18 protein-coding genes are annotated in these 21,725 nt (G+C 63.7%); 8 read left to right on the top strand and 10 right to left on the bottom strand.

Annotation, left to right across the window (positions count from 1 at the left end; all coding sequences use genetic code 11):
• Positions 1–80 precede the first annotated feature (80 nt).
• The 4 genes from folP (at position 81) to HGO38_RS26605 (ending at position 2,345) form a co-directional block, all read left to right on the top strand.
• Positions 81–947, top strand: coding sequence for a dihydropteroate synthase (folP, locus tag HGO38_RS26620; RefSeq protein WP_250958831.1), 867 nt, complete (start codon positions 81–83; stop codon positions 945–947).
• Entirely contained in the window at positions 944–1,312 is a 369-nt protein-coding gene (folB, locus tag HGO38_RS26615) for a dihydroneopterin aldolase (RefSeq protein ID WP_250958830.1), read from the top strand. The genes folP and folB overlap by 4 nt, the downstream gene beginning before the upstream one ends.
• Positions 1,281–1,832, top strand: coding sequence for a 2-amino-4-hydroxy-6-hydroxymethyldihydropteridine diphosphokinase (folK, locus tag HGO38_RS26610; protein ID WP_250958829.1), 552 nt, complete (start codon positions 1,281–1,283; stop codon positions 1,830–1,832). The genes folB and folK overlap by 32 nt, the downstream gene beginning before the upstream one ends.
• Before the next feature lie 90 nt (positions 1,833–1,922).
• Positions 1,923–2,345 carry a hypothetical protein gene (locus tag HGO38_RS26605; protein ID WP_250958828.1) on the top strand — a complete coding sequence of 141 codons (423 nt, stop codon included), beginning with the start codon at positions 1,923–1,925 and terminating at the stop codon, positions 2,343–2,345.
• A gap of 26 nt (positions 2,346–2,371) precedes the next feature.
• Here the strand turns inward: HGO38_RS26605 and HGO38_RS26600 are convergent, their stop codons facing one another.
• The 4 genes from HGO38_RS26600 to HGO38_RS26585 form a co-directional block, all read right to left on the bottom strand.
• Positions 2,372–2,920, bottom strand: coding sequence for a hypothetical protein (locus HGO38_RS26600; RefSeq protein ID WP_250958827.1), 549 nt, complete (start codon positions 2,918–2,920; stop codon positions 2,372–2,374).
• Between the two features lie 117 nt (positions 2,921–3,037).
• Positions 3,038–4,117: a YcjF family protein gene (locus HGO38_RS26595; protein ID WP_250958826.1), complete on the bottom strand. Its 1,080-nt coding sequence runs from the start codon at positions 4,115–4,117 to the stop codon at positions 3,038–3,040.
• Positions 4,114–5,589, bottom strand: a complete 1,476-nt coding sequence (locus HGO38_RS26590; RefSeq protein ID WP_250958825.1) for a YcjX family GTP-binding protein — start codon at positions 5,587–5,589, stop codon at positions 4,114–4,116. The genes HGO38_RS26595 and HGO38_RS26590 overlap by 4 nt, the downstream gene beginning before the upstream one ends.
• A 127-nt stretch (positions 5,590–5,716) precedes the next feature.
• Positions 5,717–6,229, bottom strand: coding sequence for a SixA phosphatase family protein (locus HGO38_RS26585; RefSeq protein WP_250958824.1), 513 nt, complete (start codon positions 6,227–6,229; stop codon positions 5,717–5,719).
• A gap of 279 nt (positions 6,230–6,508) precedes the next feature.
• Between HGO38_RS26585 and dksA the strand changes: the two genes are divergently transcribed.
• Entirely contained in the window at positions 6,509–6,928 is a 420-nt protein-coding gene (gene dksA / locus HGO38_RS26580) for an RNA polymerase-binding protein DksA (RefSeq protein ID WP_168472977.1), read from the top strand.
• Between the two features lie 139 nt (positions 6,929–7,067).
• Here dksA and HGO38_RS26575 read toward each other — a convergent pair whose 3' ends face one another.
• Positions 7,068–8,489, bottom strand: coding sequence for a flagellar biosynthetic protein FliO (locus HGO38_RS26575; RefSeq protein WP_250958823.1), 1,422 nt, complete (start codon positions 8,487–8,489; stop codon positions 7,068–7,070).
• A 306-nt stretch (positions 8,490–8,795) separates the two neighbouring features.
• Here HGO38_RS26575 and cckA point away from each other — a divergent pair, with 306 nt between their 5' ends.
• A complete protein-coding gene (gene cckA / locus HGO38_RS26570; RefSeq protein WP_250958822.1) occupies positions 8,796–11,417 on the top strand; it encodes a cell cycle histidine kinase CckA in 2,622 nt (873 codons plus the stop codon).
• Between the two features lie 76 nt (positions 11,418–11,493).
• On the opposite strand, the gene HGO38_RS26565 is transcribed toward cckA, so the two are convergent.
• Both HGO38_RS26565 and HGO38_RS26560 read right to left on the bottom strand, forming a co-directional pair.
• Positions 11,494–12,417, bottom strand: a complete 924-nt coding sequence (locus HGO38_RS26565) for a pseudouridine-5'-phosphate glycosidase (protein WP_250958821.1) — start codon at positions 12,415–12,417, stop codon at positions 11,494–11,496.
• Between the two features lie 28 nt (positions 12,418–12,445).
• Positions 12,446–13,390, bottom strand: coding sequence for a carbohydrate kinase family protein (locus HGO38_RS26560; RefSeq protein ID WP_250958820.1), 945 nt, complete (start codon positions 13,388–13,390; stop codon positions 12,446–12,448).
• Positions 13,391–13,635: 245 nt separating this feature from the next.
• Between HGO38_RS26560 and recA the strand changes: the two genes are divergently transcribed.
• Both recA and alaS read left to right on the top strand, forming a co-directional pair.
• Positions 13,636–14,724 (top strand): recombinase RecA, encoded by a 1,089-nt coding sequence (recA, locus tag HGO38_RS26555; RefSeq protein WP_250958819.1) that lies wholly within the window; start codon positions 13,636–13,638, stop codon positions 14,722–14,724.
• A 168-nt stretch (positions 14,725–14,892) separates the two neighbouring features.
• On the top strand, positions 14,893–17,556 hold the full coding sequence (gene alaS / locus HGO38_RS26550; RefSeq protein ID WP_250958818.1) for an alanine--tRNA ligase: 2,664 nt from the start codon (positions 14,893–14,895) through the stop codon (positions 17,554–17,556).
• A gap of 247 nt (positions 17,557–17,803) precedes the next feature.
• Here alaS and HGO38_RS26545 read toward each other — a convergent pair whose 3' ends face one another.
• The 3 genes from HGO38_RS26545 to HGO38_RS26535 form a co-directional block, all read right to left on the bottom strand.
• A complete protein-coding gene (locus HGO38_RS26545) occupies positions 17,804–19,477 on the bottom strand; it encodes a SulP family inorganic anion transporter (RefSeq protein WP_250958817.1) in 1,674 nt (557 codons plus the stop codon).
• 184 nt (positions 19,478–19,661) lie between these two features.
• Positions 19,662–20,285 (bottom strand): glutathione S-transferase family protein, encoded by a 624-nt coding sequence (locus tag HGO38_RS26540; protein WP_250958816.1) that lies wholly within the window; start codon positions 20,283–20,285, stop codon positions 19,662–19,664.
• A 138-nt stretch (positions 20,286–20,423) separates the two neighbouring features.
• The gene (locus tag HGO38_RS26535) at positions 20,424–21,638 is read right to left on the bottom strand and encodes an NADP-dependent isocitrate dehydrogenase (RefSeq protein WP_250958815.1); all 1,215 of its coding nucleotides are present in this window, start codon (positions 21,636–21,638) and stop codon (positions 20,424–20,426) included.
• Between the last annotated feature and the right edge of the window lie 87 nt (positions 21,639–21,725).

Genomic DNA, 21,725 nt, shown 5'->3' with positions numbered 1-21,725 from the left:
ATTCGACGTGACCTTGGGGCATAGCCTGCGCAAGTGCAATATCGTAAACGCGACTTTCCTGTTTGGAAGGATGACAATTCGTGACATTCAAGACGGTCGCCTGGCAACTGGCGCATGGACGCGCCCTCGATCTTGGCGCCACGGCAAGGCTGATGGCGATCGTCAACGTCACGCCCGATTCGTTTTCCGATGGTGGCGCCCATGCAAGCGTCGAGCAGGCGGTCGAACACGCCAGGCTGTGCCTGGAAGAAGGGGCCGACATTCTCGACATCGGTGGTGAATCGACCCGTCCCGGCGCCTCGCCCGTCAGTGCGCAACAGGAGCAGGACCGTATCCTGCCGGTGATCGAGCGGCTGGCGCGCGACACCGACGCCCTGATCTCCGTCGATACCTATCGCGCCGAGACGGCCCGCCTTGCGATCGCTGCCGGCGCCCATATCATCAACGATGTCTATGGCTTGCAGAAAGAGCCTGATATCGCCAAGGTCGCAGCGGCGACCGGCGCCGGCGCCTGCGTCATGCATACCGGCCGTGGCCGTCACGCCCTTGCCGATGTGATTGCCGATCAGTTCGACTATCTCAATCGCTCGCTGCAGATCGCACAGGCTGCCGGCATGGCGCCTTCGACCATCGTGCTCGATCCGGGCTTCGGCTTTGCCAAGGAGACGGTCGAGGAGAACCTGCAACTGATGGCCCGCTTCGAGGAGCTGCATGGCTTCGGCTATCCGCTTTTGGCCGGCACGTCGCGAAAGCGGTTTCTCGGCACCCTGACCGGGCGGGCTGCGGCTGAGCGGGATGCGGCGACCGCTGCCACTTCCGCTCTGCTGCGCCTCAAAGGCGCGGCGATTTTCCGGGTCCATAATGTCGCGATCAACCGGGACGCCCTGGCCGTGGCGGATGCTATGATAACAGCGCAATCTCTGGTTCAAGAAGGACGATCCGCATGACCGACCTCTACACGATCACATTGAAGAACTGCGCGTTTTTCGCCCGCCACGGCTTGCACGATGAGGAGGAATTCCTCGGCCAGCGGTTTTTCGTCGACGCCGTCCTGGACGTCAAATCCGGGGGTGCGCTGGAGACGGATGATATCGGAACAACGGTCGACTACGGCATCGCCTTCAAGGTGATCGAGGAGATTGTCACCGGCGCCAGGCGGTTTCTGATCGAGGCGCTGGCGCTCGATATCGCCAAGGCACTGCTGGCCCGTTTCGACGGCATCGAGCGTGCCCGGATCACCGTCAGAAAGCCGAGCGCGCCCGTGCCCGGCATCCTCGATTATGTGCAGGTCAGTGTTGACCATTCCCGCTGAACGACCCTGGAAAAGCGCCGCCCTTGGGCTGGGCGGCAATATCGGCGATCCCGTGCAGGCCATGGCAACAGCCCTTCAGGCGCTGGACGCGCGGGACGATTGCGAAGTGATCACGGTGTCGAGGCTCTACCGGACGCCGCCCTGGGGCAAGACCGACCAGGCGGATTTTTTCAACAGCTGTGCCCTGGTGCGAACCCTCTTGCCGCCGCAGGAGCTTCTGACCGTCTGTCTGGATCTCGAACGGGCGATGAAGCGGGTGCGCCTGGAGCGCTGGGGGCCAAGGACCCTCGATATCGACATCCTGACCTACGAGGGTGTGCAGATGCAGACCGAGACGCTGGTCCTGCCCCATCCGCGCATGCTGGAGCGCGCCTTCGTGCTGATGCCGCTGGCCGACATCGCCCCGGATCTTGAGATCAACGGCCGCCCGGTCGATCTCTGGCTGTCTGAGACAGACCAGGCCGGCATTCTGGTGGCCGATCCTGACGGCGATTGGTGGAAGATGGCGGTGCCGGGCTGAAGCTGAGACCAGGATGTGGCTCCGGGCACACCCGGTTGTGTCTTGTCCCGGAAAGCCATATATTTGGGGCATCGAAGCGGAAAGCGAACGATGTCCGAAGATGCCGAATTTCAGAAACGTCTGATGACCCAGCTTTCGCTCGTCATTGACGGGATGAAGACGCTCAATGAACGCGTTGCTGGCAATCTTGAGTCTGTTGGGCGCTTCGAGGCGGAGTTCCTGAAGCTATCACGGCAGAATATTCAGCTGAGAAGCGACCTACTCGATGTGAAATCTGAGTTGGGGCAGTTCCGAGCCGAAGCCAACCAACGGCTCCAGGCCGTTCTTCATCGAATAGACGAGATCGAGACCGTCGTGGATGGCAATTCCAACCATATCCGGGACTTGCGGATCGAGGCTCGGAGCCAGTATAACGACATTCTGACGGCGATCCAGAGCGGCCTGCAGAACAGCATCTTGTCCCGTGACCTGTCGGAACGTGTCGATGCGTTGGAGCGCCGAGCCGGACTGTGATTGGGCGCCGTCGGTCAGCTAAGAAATCACTTCGAAATCGAGCCGACGGCGATGGGGTCGACCTTGCGGTTGAGCTTCAGGCCGATCACCGGGATCATGCGGTCTTCGACCTTCACGGAAATGGTGATGTGCATGGCCGTTTCGTCGGCAAGACGGGCCACCATGGCGCCGTTCAGCTTGGCGCGGTTGATGCCCATCACGACCTTGTCGCCTGTGACCGAACCCGAGACGATGTCGAGGCCCTTGCCGGCGGCGCCATCGAGGAACTGGCCGCTATAGCTGTTGCCGTTCTGCGAGATGACGGCGGTCATCGGCTGCGAGAACATGCCGACGCGGCAGGTGCCGTCCAGCTTGATGCCGGTCGATTTTCCCTCTGCCGGCTCGCCGGTCAGGTTGCAGGTGAATTTCGTGCCTTTGTACTTGCCGGCGACGATTTCGCCCGGGCCGCTCCACAGCCCGCCAACCGACTCGAAGAATTGCCGATCGCGCGACGACGCATCGGCGACCGAGGCCGGAGCGAGGATGGTGGAAACGATGGCAAGAGTGCCGAAGAGCGGAAACAAGCGATACGACATCGGCTTTCCTTGACGCGGACGACTGAAATACATGCCGCAATATAGGGTTGAAATGGTTAACGCTTCATTGCTGTTAACCATGAAAGCCGCCGCCGACAAGAGTTTCCGCCGCTGATCTCAGCCTTTCGAGGGCTTGGAACCGCCGGAGAGATTGGGTGTGAGGTCGCCGATGAAATCGCCAATTCCGGGTCTTTTCAAGGCCTTGAAGGGCAGGGGGCGGCAAAGATCCATGGCGGCGATGCCGATCCGCGCCGTCATCAGCCCGTTGATCACGCCTTCGCCGAGCCGGGCTGACAGGCGCGATGCCAGGCCATGGCCGAGAATCTGCTGCGCCAGGCCATCTCCGACGGCGATCGAGCCGGTCACCGCCAGATGCGCCACGACACCCCGCAACAGCCGCAGCATGCCGAGCGATCCGGGCCGCCCGCCATAGAGTTCTGCCATCGTGCGAACCAGCCGCACCACTTCGAACAGCACATAGGCGAGATCGACCACGGCGCGCGGGCTGACGGCGGTGACGACCGAAACGCGCTTCGAGGCATGCAGGATCAGGGCGCGGGCCTGGATGTCGAGCGGCTTCAGCAGTTCCCGCTCGGCCAGGTCGATCAGGTGCGGCGCATCGATGATATCGTCTTCGGCGGCCTTCAGCGTGGCGCGGCCCTTGGCGGTCTCGGGGCGGCTGGCGACCAGTCTTTCCAGCCCTTTGACGACGGTGCGCGCCTCGGCCATGCGATTGCCGCTCGCCGCCTTCACCGCATGCTCCTTGATCGTCTGCACCGCCTCCAGGCGATAGAGACCGGCCAGTTCGCGGCCGATCGCAATCATAAGCGCCAGCAGGCCGACCGCGAGAACGCCGATCGCGCCATAGCCGAGCCAGTCGGAGCGGGCAAACAGATCGCGGATCAGGCCGTCGACCCACAAGCTGAGCGCCAGCGAAATCAGGATCGAAAAGGCACCGAAAGCCAGCTTGATGAAGGAGAACCGTTTGCGGCGTGGCGCTGCCACCGGAATGTCCAGCGCCTCCACGTCTTCAGACAGAAAGGGATCGGATTCGTCCGGGATGATGTCGATATGGTCGTCGAAGCTGCGCGGCGCGCGGGATGGGGCTGCAGCCAGGCGCGGTCTTTCCTCCGGCTCGATCGAAAACGAGGCAGGGCGGCGACCGCTGGGCGGCACGGTGGAGGGAGGCTTGCTCATGCCAGACGATCTCCAAACAGGAACTGCAGGGCGCGGTCGAGGCGGATATGCGGCACCGACAGGGTAATGCCGCCGCCGGTCTCTTCGAGCTGCGGCGGACGGAAGCGCACGATGTTGAGATCGGGCAGGTCGGAATGGCGATCCGGATCGTCGAGCGACCGGAACAGCGTCTGCGGATCCTCCGGCAGGTCGCCCGGAAAGACCGCCGTCTTGCGCGTGCCGTCAAAGCGGTCCGGGCCGATCGTCTCGCCGGCCATCGGCGTGCCGACGATAACCGGCAAGGTATGGCCGTCCTGCTTGACATTGGCCTCGCGCGTGGCACGCACCGAGGCCAGCGCCATGACGTCGATGCCGGCGCCGGTCATGCCGATCGTCTGGATGGCCCGGTCGACGAGGCGCCGGGTGATGGCTTCCAGCCGGTCATGGCTTTCGTGATGCAGGTGATCGGCCTTGGTGGCCGCCACCAGCACCCGGTCGATGCGCCGGCCGATCAGGCTCATCAGCAGACTGTTGCTGCCGGGCCGGAAACAGGCCAGCACGTCGGCCAGCGCCCGTTCCAGGTCCTGCACGGCCTCCGGGCCGCGGTTGATCGCCTGCAGCGCGTCGACCAGCACGATCTGCCGGTCGAGCCGCGCGAAGTGCTCGCGGAAGAACGGTTTGACCACCACCGTCTTGTAGGCCTCGTAGCGGCGCTCCATCATCGCTCTCAGCGTGCCCTTCTGCGGCCGCTTCTGCGGATCGGGCATCAGCGGCGCAAAGGTCAGCGCCGGCGAGCCGTCGAGGTCGCCGGGCATCAGGAAGCGGCCGGGCGGTAGCGTCGACAGCGATCGCTCGTCGGATTTGCAAGCCTTGAGATAGGCGGCAAAGGCCGTTGCCAATTCGCGCGCCACCATTTCATCGGCCGGGCCGTCGGGATCCACGGTGGCATTGAGCGAAAGCCAGGCGCGCGCCAGTTCGGCGCGCACGCCCGTCTGTGCCAGCGACAGGGTATTGTCGCTGAAGGTCGCAAAGTCCTGTCCCAGCAGCGGCAGATCGAGCAGCCATTCACCGGGATAGTCGACAATGTCGATCGCCAGCCGGCCGGATGAGAACATGCGGTTCCAGCCGCTGGCGCTCTGATAGTCGATGATCAGCCGCAGTTCGGAAATGGCGCGGGTCGAATCCGGCCAGATACGGTCCTTGACCAGGGCGCGGATATGATCCTCGTACTGGAAGCGCGGCACGGCGTCGTCGGGCTGCTGCTCGAGCCGCACCGAGGCGATGCGGCCGGATTGCAGCGGCTCGAACAGCGGCAGCCGGCCGCCATGCAGCAGATTGTGCACGAGGGACGAGATGAAAACGGTCTTGCCGGACCGCGACAGGCCCGTCACGCCAAGACGGATCGACGGATTGACCAGGTTGGCCGCCCGATCGGACAGGTTGTCCAGGGCGATCAGCGCTTCGTCGGCAAAACTGGTGAGGGATGGGGGCAAATCGACATTCCCGAATGGTGGTTGCCCCGGATATAGGCAAGTGGCTCGCCAAATGAAAGGAGCGGCTGCGGCCTTTGCCGGCCAAGGCACTGGGCCGGCGGATTTGCGAAGGGTCGGCGAAGGGCCGTCAGTGGGTCAGGAAATCGGTGAGCCGCCAGGGTTTTGCGGACCCCGCCGCAGTGTCGGGCGCGTGATCAAGGACGGCAAGCCCTGCCGTCGGATAGCCATCGGGGATCGCCGCCTGCAGTGCCGCAGTGCCGACCAGCGTTTCCAGCACCTCTTCCATCGCCGGATTGTGGCCGATCAGCATGACCGAGCGCACATTGCCGAGCCCGGACAGCACCTCGAAATAGGTGTCGGCCGGGGCGTTGTAGAGTTCGTCGAGGAAGCGGAACGGCATGGATCCCGGCAGATTGCGCTTGATGGCGTCGGCCGTCTGCCGGCAGCGCAGCGCCGTCGAGCTGATCACCAGGTCGGGCCTATAGGCTTTTGCGGCAGCCGTCACGGCGACCATCTCGGCCTCGGCAAAGCCGCTATTGCTGAGCGCGCGGTCGAAATCCCGTTCGCCGGGCTTGGCCCAGTCGGACTTGGCGTGCCGCAGAAGATAGATCCGATAAGGGGGCGGCGATACGAGGTTCATTCGTTCAGGTTCCGCTGCAGAGCTTCCTCCCATTGCACTAGCTTTTGTCCGGGAGCTCCGTCAACCGAAAGCTGGTGCGGATCGCGTCACCGCAGAGGGTCGGGGAGGGGCCGAATATGCCATCTCGGCGGCGCCCAAAGGAAAAATGATGAAAAAATAATCGTTTAGCTGATTTTTGTGACAGATTTAAAAATGCCTTAACGGTGGTCATAAGGCTTGAACGGGACGTTTTGAAAGGATATACACCCGCCAATTGAGATGTTCTTCAGGAGAATCGCGTTGAGTGAGAAGATCAATCTTAGCAACTATGTGCTCTCGGAAGACGATGAGTTCATGAATGCCAATCAGAAGGCATATTTCCGCGCAAAACTGATCGCATGGAAAAACGACATCCTGCGGGAGGCGCGGGAAACGCTCGGCCATCTTGCCGAGGAAAGCGCCAATCATCCAGACCTTGCCGACCGGGCGTCTTCGGAAACCGATCGGGCGATCGAGCTTCGGGCTCGCGATCGCCAGCGCAAGCTGATTTCCAAGATCGATTCCGCCCTGCAGCGCCTTGATGACGGAACCTACGGGTTCTGCGAGGAGACGGGCGAGCCGATCGGTCTGAAGCGTCTGGACGCCCGCCCGATCGCCACCCTGTCGATCGAGGCCCAGGAACGCCACGAGCGCCGCGAAAAAGTCTATCGCGACGAATAATCCGGATCAGGCTTGAGACCGGCGCTTTTCCCTGCAGAGTGTCTGTGGGGAAAGCGGCCGGTTGAAGCTGCCTTGCAGCGAACCGATCCAGCTGTCGCAAAGACCGCGCCGTCCCTTGCAGCCCATAGCAAAGATGCCGTCAGCCATTGCGGCTGGCCGACATCTCGCCAAAAATCCGGGCGATTTCCTTTTGGATGTTCTGCTCTTCGCCAGCGCCTGCAACCGGCGTCGGCTTGGCGTCTGCCGGCGCATATACAGGCACGGGCCCTAGTCCCGACAGGCTCTTGGCCAATCTCGGGTCGGCCGCCATATGGGACGCCATTTCCTCTTCCAGCACCCGTTCGAATTCGCTGAATTCCGGCGTGCGCACCTGAGCAGGTGTGACCGTCGGCGCGGCGTCCGGCTCGAAGCTGGCCGATTGCTCCTGGAAGCGCGAGGCCGAAAAGGGCTCCGGCTGTGGCTGCAGAACTCGGCTGCGGGCCGCATCGAGAATATCGGCGGCATCGCCGATCGGCAGGTTGCCGCTGGCCTGGATGGTGTCCGGCTGATCCATCTCCGGTTCCGTGCGCGCGGGCGGTTCTGGGCGCGCGGGCGGCGAGGTGAAGCGAGACGCCGGGAAAGGCTGGGTCAGAGACGATGGCTGCGGCGCACGTGCCGTGTCATACAGCACAGGCGCTGCAGCGCTTGCCTCGACCCTTACCGGCGGCTCGACCGAAATCCTGGCCGGGGGTTCGACCACAACGGGCTCTTCGGCAACCGGCTGCGGTGTCTGCACCGGCATCACGACGTCGCGAACCGCGGGCGTAGCCACGACAGGTGCTGCAACGGCTGCCGGAACCGGTACCGCAACGGATGTGACCGCTGGTGCCGGGGCCAACGCTGCCGAAGGCGCCGCTGGGGCGGGAGGGGCAGGGGTTGCCGGAGGGGGAACTGCCGCCGGAGAGGCGGCTGCGGCCGTGCGCGGCGCAAGGGCCGGCGGTTCGGCGGGCGGCGTCGCGAGACGCCGTGGCGACGGCTGGGCTGGTGCCCTTGGGCGGGCCGCGGCGCGGACGCTGTCGGGCGCCGGTCTCTCGACGGGCGGCTGCACGGGTGCCGGGGCCAATGGCCGTCTGGCGACAGGCGCCGGTTCGGCCGGCTGCGCGACGGCTTCCGCAAGCGCCTGCGGCATTGTTTCCGGGGCCACCTGCGGCATGCGCTGCTCAAGCACGCCCAGCGTCGGCGCTGGGGACGGTACCGCAAGCGGTTGCGACAGTTCACCGGCGAGATAGGCTTTCGGTTCGCCAATGCCGCTTTCGATGACGATATCGGTCGGCCCGCCGATCATGATCAGATGTTCGATATTGTCGCGCCGGATCAGCACCAGACGGCGGCGGGCATCGACCGCTGCGGCATCCAGCACCTGCAGGCGCGGTTGCCGGTTGCGGCCACCGCGCACGAAGGGAGACGAGGCACGGTTGCGCATCAGCCACAGGACGATGACCAGAACGACAAATGCGACGCAAACGCCGACGGCGGCAAAGATAAAGCGATTGCCGTAGGCGGCCATCAGTTCGTCCAGCATTGTCCCGGGCTCCTATCTCATGTTTATGTACTAGAACGACTTTTCCGTCGTTCAAGCAAGGCAATGCGATCGTTGTCCAGCGATCATTGTATTTGGCACGGGCGAGGCCATTCCAAAGATTCACGCCAAATGCGGCGATCCTATGGGACTGCTTACGTATTGCCTGTGTATTGACGGTCTGTTTGTGCCCTGCCGGAGCTTTTTGCGCCAGTTGCAAATTGCTAAGGGTATTGTGACAAGGCCGATTCCCTTTAATCCGACCATTCGGATCGACAGGGTGCGTATCGGACCACCAGCGAGGGGCGTATGACGACAAAGCGGCAGGCCGACGAGAGTGCAGGGCCACTGGTGGATCGCCGGGCCCGTTCCGGCGCGGCGATGCGCATCATCGTGCTGGCGGTCGTTCTTCTCGCGGCAGCCACCTCCTTCGTGGTCTTCAAGGATTCGCTGGAAAACGAAGTGGTGCTCGGCGTCCTCGGCATCCTGGCCATGGTCGGCATCTTCTTTCTCGTCTCGGCGATCATCGGCTTCATCGAGGTCATGCCGCAGACCCAGACGGACGGGCTTGGCCGCAATTTCCTCGACACCCTGCCGGAAGGTGCGCTGGTGGCCGACGACAAGGGTCGCATCATCTACGCCAATGCCGCCTATGGCCGCATGACGGGGGCCCGCAAGGCGACCGAAGTCCAGACGCTGGAAGCCCTGCTGTCGCGCCACCGCGAGGCCGGCGAGGCACTTTACCGGCTGACCAACAACCTGCGCGAAGGCAAGGAGGGGTCGGAAGAGTTCCGGCTGCTGAAGCCGCTCGGCCTGTTTTCCGACAATGGCTCCGGCGCCCACTGGTACCGCCTGAAGGCGCGGCTCTTGGACGGCGATGCCGCCCATCGCACCCTGCATATCTGGCAGATCGCCGACATCACCTCGGAGCGCGACGACCAGGAGCGCTTCTTCAAGGAATTGCAGAACGCCATCGATTATCTGGATCACGCGCCGGCCGGCTTCTTTTCCGCCGGGCGCAAGGGCGAGATCTTCTATCTGAATGCTACGCTTGCCGAATGGCTGGGCATCGATCTCACCCAGTTTTCGCCGGGCTCGATCTATATCGCCGATCTGGTGGCCGGCGAGGGCATGGCGCTGATCCAGTCGGTGCAGGCCGAACCCGGCCTGTCGAAGACCGAAACCCTCGATCTCGACCTGCGCCGCGTCGACGGCCGCAGCTTTCCGGCACGGCTGGTGCACCGGGTGCGCTCGGCCCGTGATGGCGCGCCTGGCGAAAGCCGGACGATCGTGCTGGCGCGGCAGGAGGGCGGCGCTGCCGACCGCTCGGACTCCGTCGCTTCGATGCGCTTCACCCGGTTTTTCAACAATACCCCGATGGCCATTGCCTCGGTGGACGGCGAAGGCCGGATTCTGAGGACCAATGCGCCGTTCCTGAAACTGTTCTCCGACATCGTATCGCGTGACGACGTCGAGCGCCGCGTCCACCTCGAGGTGATCTTCCACGACAGCGACCGCGAGCGTTTTGCCCAGGCGCTGGCCTCGGCGCGCGACCGTCAGGTCGATATCGCCCCGATCGATTCCCGCCACCCGACCAACGACCTCAGGTATTTCCGCTTCTACGTCAACGCGGTGATCGACCAGAGCGACGAGGCGCCCGAAGAGGCGGCCATCGTCTATGCCGTCGATGTCACCGACCAGAAGGCCCTGGAAACCCAGATGGCCCAGACGCAGAAGATGAATGCTGTCGGCACGCTGGCGGGCGGCATCGCCCATGATTTCAACAATGTGCTGACGGCCATCCTGCTGTCCTCCGATCATCTGCTGCTGCAGGCGCGCCCAGCCGATGCCAGCTTCGCCGACCTGATGGAAATCAAGCGCAATGCCAACCGCGCCGCCGTTCTGGTCCGCCAACTGCTGGCCTTTTCGCGCAAGCAGACCATGCGGCCGACCGTGCTCAATCTGACCGACGTGATCGGCGACCTGCGCATGCTGGTCGATCGGCTGATTTCGGGCACCAATGTCAAGCTGAAGGTCGACTACGGACGGGATCTCTGGCCGGTCAAGGCGGACCTGTCGCAGTTCGAGCAGGTGCTGATCAATCTCTGCGTCAATGCCCGCGACGCCATGCCGGACGGCGGCACCATTACGCTGAGCACCCGCAATGTCAGCCCGCTTCAGGCCGCCGCCTTCAACTATCGGCTGCTGCCGGACGAGGAATTCGTGCTGGTCGAGGTGGCCGATACCGGCACCGGCATCGCGCCTGAAATTCTCGACAAGATCTTCGAGCCCTTCTTCACCACCAAGGATGTCGGCAAGGGCACCGGGCTGGGACTGGCCATGGTCTACGGCATCATCAAGCAGTCCGGCGGCTATATCTTCACCGATTCCGAGGTCGGCAAGGGTACCGCGTTTCGGGTCTTCCTGCCGCGCCATGTGATGGAAGCGGTGCCCGAAGATCGGCTGGGTCCGCTCGATCCGACCACAGAGGCGCAGGCGACACCGGCGATCGCGAGTTCCTCCAACAGCGGTTCGGAAAAGGAACCAGCCGACCTCACCGGCAAATCGGCCGTCGTGCTGTTGGTCGAGGACGAGGAAGCGGTGCGCCGCGGCGGCAAGCGCATGCTGGAGACCCGCGGCTACACGGTCCACGAGGCCGGATCGGGCGTCGAGGCGCTAGAGATCATGGCGGAACTGAACGGCGCGGTGGATATCGTCGTCTCCGACGTGGTGATGCCGGAAATGGACGGCCCGTCGCTGCTGCGCGAATTGCGCAAGGACTATCCGGACATGAAGTTCATCTTCGTCTCGGGCTATGCGGAAGACGCCTTTGCCCGCAACCTGCCGGCCGACGCCAAGTTCGGCTTCCTGCCAAAGCCCTTCTCGCTGAAGCAGCTGGCCGTCGCGGTGCGCGAAATGCTCGACGCCTGAGGCTTTGACATGAAAAACGCCGCGGCGGGTTTCATCCCGTCCGCGGCGCTGGTGTTTGTTCAGGTCTTCCTGTTCGTCAGATCATCGCCACGGCGATTTCGGCGGCCAGGCGCGCATTGTTCTCGACCAGAGCGATATTGGTCTTCAGGCTGCGGCCATCGGTCAGGTGGAAGAGATTGTCGAGCAGATAGGGCGTGACGTCCTTGCCGGTAACGTCTTCGCGCTCGGCATTGGCCAGCGCCCGGCCGATATAGATTTCCATTTCCTCGCGGGCGATCTCGAATTCCTCCGGCACGGGATTGGCAATCAGCATGCCGCCGTCGATGCCGAGCTGGCCGCGGACCTTCTGGAAATTGGCGATCGCTGCCGGGCTTGCCACCGACAGCGGGCTTTTGAGACCCGAGCTGCGCGACCAGAAGGCCGGGAAGTCTTCGCTATCATAGGTGACAACAGGAACGCCGCGCGTTTCCAGAACTTCCAGGGTTTTCGGAATGTCGAGAATGGCCTTGGGGCCGGCCGAAACGACGATGACGGCGGTGCGGGCCAGTTCTTCCAGATCAGCCGAAATGTCGAAGCTTTCCTCGGCGCCGCGATGCACGCCGCCGATGCCGCCGGTCGCAAACACCGAAATGCCGGCCCTGGCGGCGGCGATCATGGTTGCCGCGACCGTGGTGGCGCCGGAGCGCCGCTCGGCAATGGCAAAGGCAAGATCGGCCCGCGAAAGCTTCATCACGTCGGTCATCTGCGCCAGCGCCTTGATGACATCTGGCTCCAGGCCGATATGCAGCACGCCGTCGATCACCGCGATGGTCGCCGGAACGGCGCCCTGCTGGCGAATGATCTCTTCGACGCTGAGCGCCATGTCGAGATTGCCGGGATAAGGCATGCCATGGGTGATGATGGTCGATTCCAGCGCGACGATCGGCGCGCCGCGCGTCTTGGCGGCAGTGACTTCCGCCGAATAGACGATGGGCAGCAGGGGGGAAATGGCTCTGGTCATAGGGTGTCCATGGGTTGCTAGTGGTGTCTCATGACAGCAATTCGGGCTCCGGCACAAGAGCAACTCGGCTTTCGAGCAGGGCCGGCGAAAGGTTTTCGGCCGTGGCATGGCGCGATTCCAGCGTCAGCGCTGCCAGCGCCGCGCCGCGGCGAAGCGCCTGATTGAGCGGCAGGCCGGCCATCAGGCCGGCAATCGTTCCGGCCGCCAGCCCGTCTCCGGCGCCGGTCACATCGGCAATGCACTCCAGCGGCGGCGGGGCCAGGCGGAAGGCCGACGTTTCGTCAAAGGCGATGACGGCCTGTGCACCGCTGGTGATCACGCCGGATCTCAAGCCTTCGGCGCGCAGCAGAGCCGGCCAGCCGCCGGGTTCGTCCGGCCGGCGTCCGGCAAGGGATGCGGCCTCCGCGCCGTTCATGAACAGCAGATCCAGGCCTTCGAGACTGGCGCGGAAATGCAGAACCTTGACCGGCGAGATGGCAATGGCAAACACCGGCATCTGTTCGGCGCGGGCAGCTTTTGTGATCGCCGTCAGCGTGTCGTCCGGAAGATTGGCATCGCACAGGATGGCACCGGCCGCAGACATCGCCTCGCGCACGGCACGCACCTTGAGGCGGCGCGGTGAAAACATCCGGTAGAGATCCATGTCGGCAATGGCGACCACCAGATTGCCGTCACGCTCCAGGATCGCCGTATAGCTCGGCGTGGCCCGGTCGAGAAACACGAAGGGCCGATCGTCGATCCCGGCGCTGAGCGCCGCCGCCGACACCTGCGCACCGGCCGCATCGCCGCCCCTCGGCGATATCATCACGGTGCGGTGTTGAAGCCGTGCGAGCGCCCGGGCGGCATTGAAGGCGCCGCCACCGGGCTCTTCCAGGAAATGACCGGGATTGCTGGCGCCGGGCACGGTCGCACCATGGATCCGGCCCCGTCTGTCGACATGCGCCCCACCGAAAACCAGGATGCCGCCGCTCATCGAAGCCATCCCTGAAGACCATGGAAAATCCGAATCGCGCCCCGTCCCGAGCGCCGATCACCCTCTGCGGGTGGTCCTTGACGACCGCGCTGCGGACCGGTCGAGACGTTTCGTGAACACGCCATGGAATTCCCATTGAAATCAGGGTGTTGATGGGGACTTGCCAAACCGGAACAAATCATGTACAAAACATCCACAGACAGCTTCATTGCCTCCGCGGCTTCAATAACCTAAAGGTGGATCAAATGGCACAAAATTCTTTGCGTCTCGTAGAGGACAAATCGGTGGACAAAAGCAAGGCATTGGAAGCGGCCCTTTCGCAGATCGAGCGTTCGTTCGGCAAGGGGTCGATCATGAAACTCGGTTCGAACGAGAATATCGTTGAGATCGAGACGGTTTCGACCGGCTCTCTCGGCCTGGATATTGCGCTCGGCGTCGGCGGTCTGCCGAAGGGACGTATCATCGAAATCTTTGGCCCGGAAAGCTCCGGCAAGACGACGATGGCCCTGCAGACCATTGCCGAGGCCCAGAAGAAGGGCGGCATCTGCGCTTTCGTCGACGCCGAACATGCGCTCGATCCGGTCTATGCCCGCAAGCTCGGCGTCGACCTGCAGAACCTCTTGATCTCGCAGCCCGATACCGGCGAGCAGGCGCTTGAAATCACCGATACGCTGGTGCGCTCCGGCGCCATCGACGTGCTGGTCATCGACAGCGTCGCGGCACTGACGCCGCGCGCCGAAATCGAGGGCGAGATGGGCGACAGCCTGCCGGGTCTGCAGGCCCGTCTGATGAGCCAGGCGCTGCGCAAGCTGACGGCGTCGATCTCGCGCTCCAATACCATGGTCATCTTCATCAACCAGATCCGCATGAAGATCGGCGTGATGTTCGGTTCGCCGGAAACCACCACCGGCGGCAATGCCTTGAAGTTCTATGCCTCTGTGCGCCTCGACATTCGCCGCATCGGCGCCGTCAAGGACCGCGAAGAGGTGGTCGGCAACCAGACCCGCGTCAAGGTCGTCAAGAACAAGATGGCGCCGCCCTTCAAGCAGGTCGAGTTCGACATCATGTATGGCGAAGGCGTCTCGAAGACCGGCGAACTGGTCGATCTCGGCGTCAAGGCCGGCATCGTCGAGAAATCCGGCGCTTGGTTCTCCTACAACAGCCAGCGGCTCGGGCAGGGGCGTGAGAATGCCAAGATCTTCCTGCGCGACAATCCGGCGCTCGCCGATGAGATCGAGCTGTCGCTGCGCCAGAACGCCGGCCTGATCGCCGAGCGTTTCCTCGAAAACGGCGGGCCGGAGCCCGACGATGGCGACGCTGCCGCGGATATGTAAGTCCGCCGGCATTGGCCGATAAGACCCTGACTTTGATGCTGGCCGGCCATATATCGAGCGATGTATGGCCGGTTTTGCGTGGCGTGGCTGGACAGTGCCGATGGCAGCCGATAAAAGCCATTGATTTTTGACGTCTGTCCGGCATCCGGACGCATAAAAGGGCATGACATGAGCGGCGTAAACGACATCCGGTCGACCTTTCTCGAGTATTTCAAGACCAATGGTCACGAAGCCGTTTCGTCGAGCCCGCTGGTGCCGCGCAACGATCCGACGCTGATGTTCACCAATGCCGGCATGGTGCAGTTCAAGAACGTTTTCACTGGCCTGGAGCAGCGACCCTATTCGACGGCGGCTACCGCCCAGAAATGCGTGCGCGCCGGCGGCAAGCACAACGACCTCGACAATGTCGGCTATACCGCGCGCCATCATACCTTCTTCGAAATGCTCGGCAATTTCTCGTTCGGCGACTATTTCAAGGAGCGCGCCATCGAGCTTGCCTGGAACCTGATCACCAAGGAATTCGGCATCGACCGCAATCGCCTGTCGGTTACCGTCTATCATACCGACGACGAGGCCTTCGATCTGTGGAAGAAGATCGCCGGCCTGCCGGATCACCGCATCATTCGCATCCCGACCAGCGACAATTTCTGGGCCATGGGCGATACCGGCCCCTGCGGTCCCTGTTCGGAGATCTTCTACGACCACGGCGAGCACATCTGGGGCGGACCTCCGGGTTCGCCGGAAGAAGATGGCGACCGTTTCATCGAGATCTGGAACCTCGTGTTCATGCAATATGAGCAGGTGACGAAGGAGCAGCGCGTCGATCTGCCGCGTCCGTCGATCGATACCGGCATGGGCCTGGAGCGCATCGCCGCCGTCCTGCAGGGCGTGCACGACAATTACGACATCGACCTGTTCCGCGCCCTGATCGAGGCATCGGTGGACCTGACCGGCGTCAAGGCCGAGGGCGAGCGCCGTGCCAGCCACCGGGTCATCGCCGATCACCTGCGCTCGGCCGCCTTCCTGATTGCCGACGGCGTGCTGCCGTCCAACGAAGGCCGCGGCTATGTGCTGCGCCGCATCATGCGCCGCGCCATGCGCCATGCCGAACTGCTCGGCTCGCGCGAGCCGATGCTCTACAAGCTGCTGCCGGTGCTGGTCCAGCAGATGGGCCGCGCCTATCCGGAACTGCTGCGCGCCGAAGCGCTGATTTCCGAAACCCTGAAGCTTGAGGAAACCCGGTTCCGCAAGACGCTCGAGCGCGGCCTGTCGCTGCTGTCGGACGCGACCTCCAGCCTGTCGAAGGGCGACAGCCTCGACGGCGAGACGGCCTTCAAGCTCTATGACACCTATGGTTTCCCGCTCGACCTGACCCAGGATGCCCTGCGCGCCCGCGAGATCGGCGTCGACCTGATGGGCTTCAACGATGCCATGCAGCGCCAGAAGACCGAAGCCCGCTCCCATTGGGCCGGCTCCGGCGACAAGGCCACCGAAACCATCTGGTATGAGCTGCGCGAAAAGCACGGCGCCACCGAATTCCTCGGCTACGATACCGAGACGGCCGAAGGCATCGTCCAGGCCCTGGTGCGCGACGGCGTCTCGGTCGACAGCGTCGGTGAAGGCGAGACGGTGCAGATCGTCGTCAACCAGACGCCGTTCTACGGCGAATCCGGCGGCCAGATGGGCGATGCCGGCCGGATCGTTGCCGAAGGTGGCAGCGTGGCGACAGTCTCCGACACCCAGAAGCGCGGCGAAGGGCTGTTCGTGCACATTGCCACGGTTGCCAAGGGCACGCTGAAAGTCGGCGACCCCGTTACGCTTTCCGTCGATCACGCCAGGCGGTCGCGCCTGCGTGCCAACCATTCCGCCACACATCTGCTGCACGAGGCGATGCGCGACGTGCTCGGCAGCCATGTGTCGCAGAAGGGGTCACTGGTCGCCCCCGAACGGCTGCGCTTCGACGTCTCTCATCCCAAGCCGATGTCGGCCGAGGAACTGAAGATCGTCGAGGATATGGCCAACGAGATCATCATCCAGAATGCCGCCGTCACCACCCGCCTGATGAGCGTCGACGATGCCATTGCCGAGGGCGCCATGGCGCTGTTCGGCGAGAAATATGGCGATGAAGTGCGCGTCGTGTCGATGGGCACGGCGGTGCGCGGCGACAAGGCCGGCAAGCCCTATTCGGTCGAACTGTGCGGCGGCACCCATGTCTCGGCGACCGGTCAGATCGGCCTGGTGCGCCTGCTGTCGGAAAGTGCCGTCGGCGCCGGCGTGCGCCGCATCGAGGCGGTGACCGGCGATGCAGCCCGCGCCTATCTCTCCGAGCAGGACGAGCGTATGAAGTCGCTGGCCGCAACGCTCAAAGTTCAGCCGGCCGAAGTGCTGTCGCGCGTCGATGCGCTGATGGACGAGCGCCGCAAGCTGGAGCGCGAACTGGCCGATGCCAAGCGCAAGCTGGCCATGGGCGGCGGCGAGGCGGGGTCAAGCGATGCGACCCGCGACATCAACGGCATAAAATTCCTCGGCCGTGTCGTGGCCGGCGTCGAAGCCAAGGATCTGAAGGCCATGGCCGACGAAGGCAAGGCCGGCCTCGGCTCGGGCGTCGTGGCGCTGATTGCCGTCTCCGAAGATGGCAAGGCCAGCGCCGTGGTGGCCGTGACGGCTGATCTGACCGACCGGGTCAGCGCCGTCGACCTGGTGCGCACCGCCTCGGTGGCGCTCGGCGGCAAGGGCGGCGGCGGACGGGCCGACATGGCCCAGGCCGGCGGTCCGGATGGCACAAAGGCCAGTGAGGCGATCGAGGCGGTGGCCGCCGCCATCGCCGGATAGTTTTCGCGGCGCTGCCGTGCAGGCCTGCGATGGACGATCGATAACAACGCCTTCGACCGACCGGGCGGAGGCGTGTGTTTGATGAAAAGACGTTTAGCCTCTTCGCGTCATCCTCGGCCTTGAGCCGAGGATCCATATCTTTCAACGGGTTATCGATGGTCGGGTCAAGCCCGACCATGACGAAGGGGAGATTGGCGCACTGTGCCGGCAGTCTGATGCCTTTGGCCCACTGGTCGGTGGCGCGTTCTTACTCAGCTGCTGCCGGCCGGCGCATCCGGATGTCGGCGCGCGCCGCTGCAATATCATCCACATAGGTGACCCGCGGTGCCACGACGTCGTGCGCCTCCAGCAGCCGGCGCAGGTCCGCTCCGGCGCCGGCGATATAGACCGCGACGCCTGCCTTTTCCGCCTTGCGGATCGTGCCTTCGATGACATTGGCGGCGGTGGAATCCATGAAGGAGACATTCGAGCAATCCAGCACGAAATTGCGGTACTGGTCGGCGATCCGGTCGAGCACCGAGCCGACAGTGGCGGCCGCGCCGAAGAAGAAGGCGCCGCCGATGCGGTAGATCACGGTATCGCTGTCGGTATTGTCGACGGGCCGCTCCCGGTCTTCGTCTGCTTGCGTCTCGGCCTCATCGTCGGTCTGGCTGTGCGGCGTGACGGTGACGCTTTTTCCCATGCGGTCGATGAACAGCAGCGCCCCCAGCGCGAAACCGACGACGATGCCTTCGGTCAGGTCGCGGAAGATAACCAGCAGGAAGGTGACCAGCAGCACGACCGTATCGCCGCCGGAACTGCGCATCAGGGCGGCAAAGGCGGGCTTTTCCACCATGTTCCAGGCAACGACCGCCAGCACGCCGGCCAGCGCCGACAGCGGGATGAAGCTCGCCAGCGGCGCCGCGATCACCATGAACAGCAGCAGGAAGCCTGCATGCAGCATGCCGGAGACCGGGCTGACGGCGCCGGCCCGCACATTGGTAGCGGTGCGGGCAATGGTGCCGGTGACGCAGATGCCGCCAAACAGCGCCGAGCCGATATTGGCAATCCCTTGAGCCACCAGTTCCATATTGGAGCGATGCCGCCGGCCGGTCATCCCGTCGGCGACCACGGCCGACAGCAGGGATTCGATGGCGCCGAGCAGGGCAAACGCGATGGCATCCGGCAGGACGGCGCTGGCCAGATCCAGGGAAACGTGCGGCAAAGCCGGCACGGGCAGGCCGCGCGGGATGCCGCCGAAGCGCGTGCCGATCGTGTCGACCGGCAGGCCAAGCACGGCAGCGGCAACCGAGGCAAGACCGACGGCGATCAGCAGGCCTGGCCAGCTCGGCCGCAGACGGCGCAGGATCAGGATCGTGCCGATCGTCAGCGCAGCAATGCCAACCGCGGCCGGGTTGACCGTCCGGTAGGCGCCGATGAGCGCCAACAGCTTGTCGATGATCGGTCCCGGCTCCTTTCCCGCCAGCTGCAGACCGAACAGCTCGCTGATCTGGCTGGCAAAGATGATCACCGCGATGCCGGCGGTAAAGCCGACCGTGACGGGGTAGGGGATGAACTTGATATAGGTGCCGAGCCGAAAGAATCCCGCCGCCATCAGCATCAGGCCGGCCATGGCGGTGGCCAGCACCAGCCCGTCGACGCCGTGCCGCGACACGGTGGCGGCCACCAGCACGATGAAGGCGCCGGCCGGCCCACCGATCTGGTGCCGGCTGCCGCCGAGCAGCGAGACCAGGAAACCGCCGACAATGGCGGTGTAAAGGCCGCGATCCGGCGTCACGCCCGAGGCGATGGCAATCGCCATGGAGAGCGGCAGTGCCACGATGGCAACCGTCAGGCCGGCAATCGCATCGGCCCGCAGCCGCGGCAGACTGTATCCTTCCTGGAAAACGCTGACGAGCTTCGGCACAAGAATGGATTGCATGGCGTCAGGCGCCTCGGTTTGCGGGCATCCCGGCAGTCCCCCCGGCCGGTCGGACCATAGGAGCCTGAATCCGGCGATTTGGCAATGCGTCCGGCGGGCTCGACGCGACTGGCGAGGATCGACAACCCATCCTCCTCAGCCATCGCCGACAAACGACCGTGCGGTCTCAATCAGCCGCCAGCCGTCAGCCGGCCACCTGCGCCATGGCCGCATCGTCCAGCGCATTGGCGCGCTTGAAGGCCGGCCGTTCGCTGACCCGTGCCAGATAGTCCACGAAGGCCGGGCGTTTCTCGATGCCGCCGAAGCGCAGGCCCCAGCCGATATGCGAGCCGACATAGACATCGGCGGCGGAAAAGGCCTTTCCCGCCACGTAAGGGTTGGCCGAGACGGCGATCTCCAGGGTGTCCATGACATCCTCGTAGGATCCGTAGCCGATCATGCCTTGTTTGTCGGCCGGCACCTCGAAGCCGAGGCTGCGGTTGGACACGGCAGCTTCGAGCGGCCCGGCCGCGAAGAACAGCCAGCGGTAATAGCTGCCGCGCACCGTGGTCGGCGGCGCCAGGCCCGCGTCCGGGAAGGCATCGGCCAGATAGCTGCAGATCGCCGCACATTCCGTGACGATCACCTCGCCATGGCGCACCAGCGGCACCTTTCCCATCGGGTTGAGACCGCGATAGTTCGCGGCCTTCATCGGCGGGCCAAATGGCAGGATCTCGGCGCGGTATGGCACGCCCACTTCCTCGATCATCCAGCGCGCAATGCGTCCGCGTGACATCGGATTGGTATAGAGGACCAGTGTCTCGGTCATGAGGCCTCCTCGTTATGTTCCCCTTATGTTCCAAAATCACTAACAGCCTTTGATCAACCTATCAAGATTGTTGGGCGAAAATCGCACAAAAAAACCCGGCCGAAGCCGGGTTTCGTGGAAAGCCGAGTGGATGGCGGTTTAAGCGGCCATCGCCTTCTGCAGGTTCTCGTCGACCTTGTCGAGGAAGGCGGTGGTCGACAGCCAGGGCTGATCCGGGCCGATCAACAGCGCCAGGTCCTTGGTCATGAAGCCGGCCTCGACGGTGTCGATGCAGACCTTTTCCAGCGTCGTGGAGAACTTGGCCAGTTCCGCATTGTCGTCGAGCTTGGCGCGGTGCGCCAGGCCACGCGTCCAGGCGAAGATCGAGGCGATCGAGTTGGTGGAGGTTTCCTGGCCCTTCTGGTGCTGGCGGTAGTGGCGCGTCACCGTGCCGTGCGCCGCTTCGGCTTCCACCGTGCGGCCGTCCGGCGACAGCAGGACCGAGGTCATCAGGCCGAGCGAGCCGAAGCCCTGTGCCACCGTGTCGGACTGGACGTCGCCGTCATAGTTCTTGCAGGCCCAGATATAGCCGCCCGACCATTTCAGCGCCGAGGCGACCATGTCGTCGATCAGGCGATGTTCGTAAGTGATGCCGGCGGCTTCGAATTCGGTCTTGAATTCGGCCTGGTAGATTTCCTCGAAGATATCCTTGAAGCGGCCGTCATAGGCCTTCAGGATGGTGTTCTTGGTCGACAGATACACCGGCCACTTGCGCATCAGGCCGTAGTTCATCGAGGCGCGGGCGAAATCGCGGATCGATTCGTCGAGGTTGTACATGGCAAGCGCAACGCCGGCGCCTGGTGCCTTGTAGACTTCCTTCTCGATCACCGCGCCGTCTTCGCCCACGAACTTGATGGTCAGCGTGCCCTTGCCGGGGAATTTGAAGTCGGTGGCCTTGTACTGGTCGCCGAAAGCGTGGCGGCCGACGACGATCGGCTGGGTCCAGCCCGGAACGAGGCGCGGCACGTTCTTGCAGATGATCGGCTCGCGGAAGATCACGCCGCCGAGAATGTTGCGGATCGTGCCGTTCGGGCTCTTCCACATTTCCTTGAGGTTGAATTCCTTGACGCGCTGTTCGTCCGGCGTGATCGTCGCGCACTTGATGCCGACGCCGTGCTTGTTGATGGCATGGGCCGCATCGATGGTGACCTGGTCGCTGGTGGCGTCGCGGTTTTCAACCGAAAGGTCGTAATATTCGATATCCAGGTCGAGATAGGGCAGGATCAGCTTTTCCTTGATGAACTGCCAGATGATGCGGGTCATCTCGTCGCCGTCGAGATCGACGACCGGGTTGGCAACCTTGATCTTGTCCATGAATATCCTCGTCGTGGGTAGGGGGACGGATGTCCCTATGTTGAGTTCAAACCTGTTGCGCTATAGCATTCCACTCCCGGAACGCAA

Source organism: Rhizobium sp. CG5, from assembly GCF_023701945.1.
Taxonomy (GTDB): Bacteria; Pseudomonadota; Alphaproteobacteria; order Rhizobiales; family Rhizobiaceae; genus Allorhizobium.
This window is presented reverse-complemented; position numbering and strand designations above follow the sequence as displayed.

Bases quoted from the DNA above. Each gene is read 5' to 3' on its own strand.
- folB (WP_250958830.1), top strand. From the start codon at position 944: ATGACCGACCTCTACACGATCACATTGAAGAACTGCGCGTTTTTCGCC.
- folK (WP_250958829.1), top strand. From the start codon at position 1,281: ATGTGCAGGTCAGTGTTGACCATTCCCGCTGAACGACCCTGGAAAAGC.
- HGO38_RS26605 (WP_250958828.1), top strand. From the start codon at position 1,923: ATGTCCGAAGATGCCGAATTTCAGAAACGTCTGATGACCCAGCTTTCG.
- HGO38_RS26600 (WP_250958827.1), bottom strand. From the start codon at position 2,920: ATGTCGTATCGCTTGTTTCCGCTCTTCGGCACTCTTGCCATCGTTTCC.
- HGO38_RS26595 (WP_250958826.1), bottom strand. From the start codon at position 4,117: ATGAGCAAGCCTCCCTCCACCGTGCCGCCCAGCGGTCGCCGCCCTGCC.
- HGO38_RS26585 (WP_250958824.1), bottom strand. From the start codon at position 6,229: ATGAACCTCGTATCGCCGCCCCCTTATCGGATCTATCTTCTGCGGCAC.
- HGO38_RS26575 (WP_250958823.1), bottom strand. From the start codon at position 8,489: ATGCTGGACGAACTGATGGCCGCCTACGGCAATCGCTTTATCTTTGCC.
- cckA (WP_250958822.1), top strand. From the start codon at position 8,796: ATGACGACAAAGCGGCAGGCCGACGAGAGTGCAGGGCCACTGGTGGAT.
- HGO38_RS26565 (WP_250958821.1), bottom strand. From the start codon at position 12,417: ATGACCAGAGCCATTTCCCCCCTGCTGCCCATCGTCTATTCGGCGGAA.
- HGO38_RS26560 (WP_250958820.1), bottom strand. From the start codon at position 13,390: ATGAGCGGCGGCATCCTGGTTTTCGGTGGGGCGCATGTCGACAGACGG.
- recA (WP_250958819.1), top strand. From the start codon at position 13,636: ATGGCACAAAATTCTTTGCGTCTCGTAGAGGACAAATCGGTGGACAAA.
- alaS (WP_250958818.1), top strand. From the start codon at position 14,893: ATGAGCGGCGTAAACGACATCCGGTCGACCTTTCTCGAGTATTTCAAG.
- HGO38_RS26545 (WP_250958817.1), bottom strand. From the start codon at position 19,477: ATGCAATCCATTCTTGTGCCGAAGCTCGTCAGCGTTTTCCAGGAAGGA.
- HGO38_RS26540 (WP_250958816.1), bottom strand. From the start codon at position 20,285: ATGACCGAGACACTGGTCCTCTATACCAATCCGATGTCACGCGGACGC.
- HGO38_RS26535 (WP_250958815.1), bottom strand. From the start codon at position 21,638: ATGGACAAGATCAAGGTTGCCAACCCGGTCGTCGATCTCGACGGCGAC.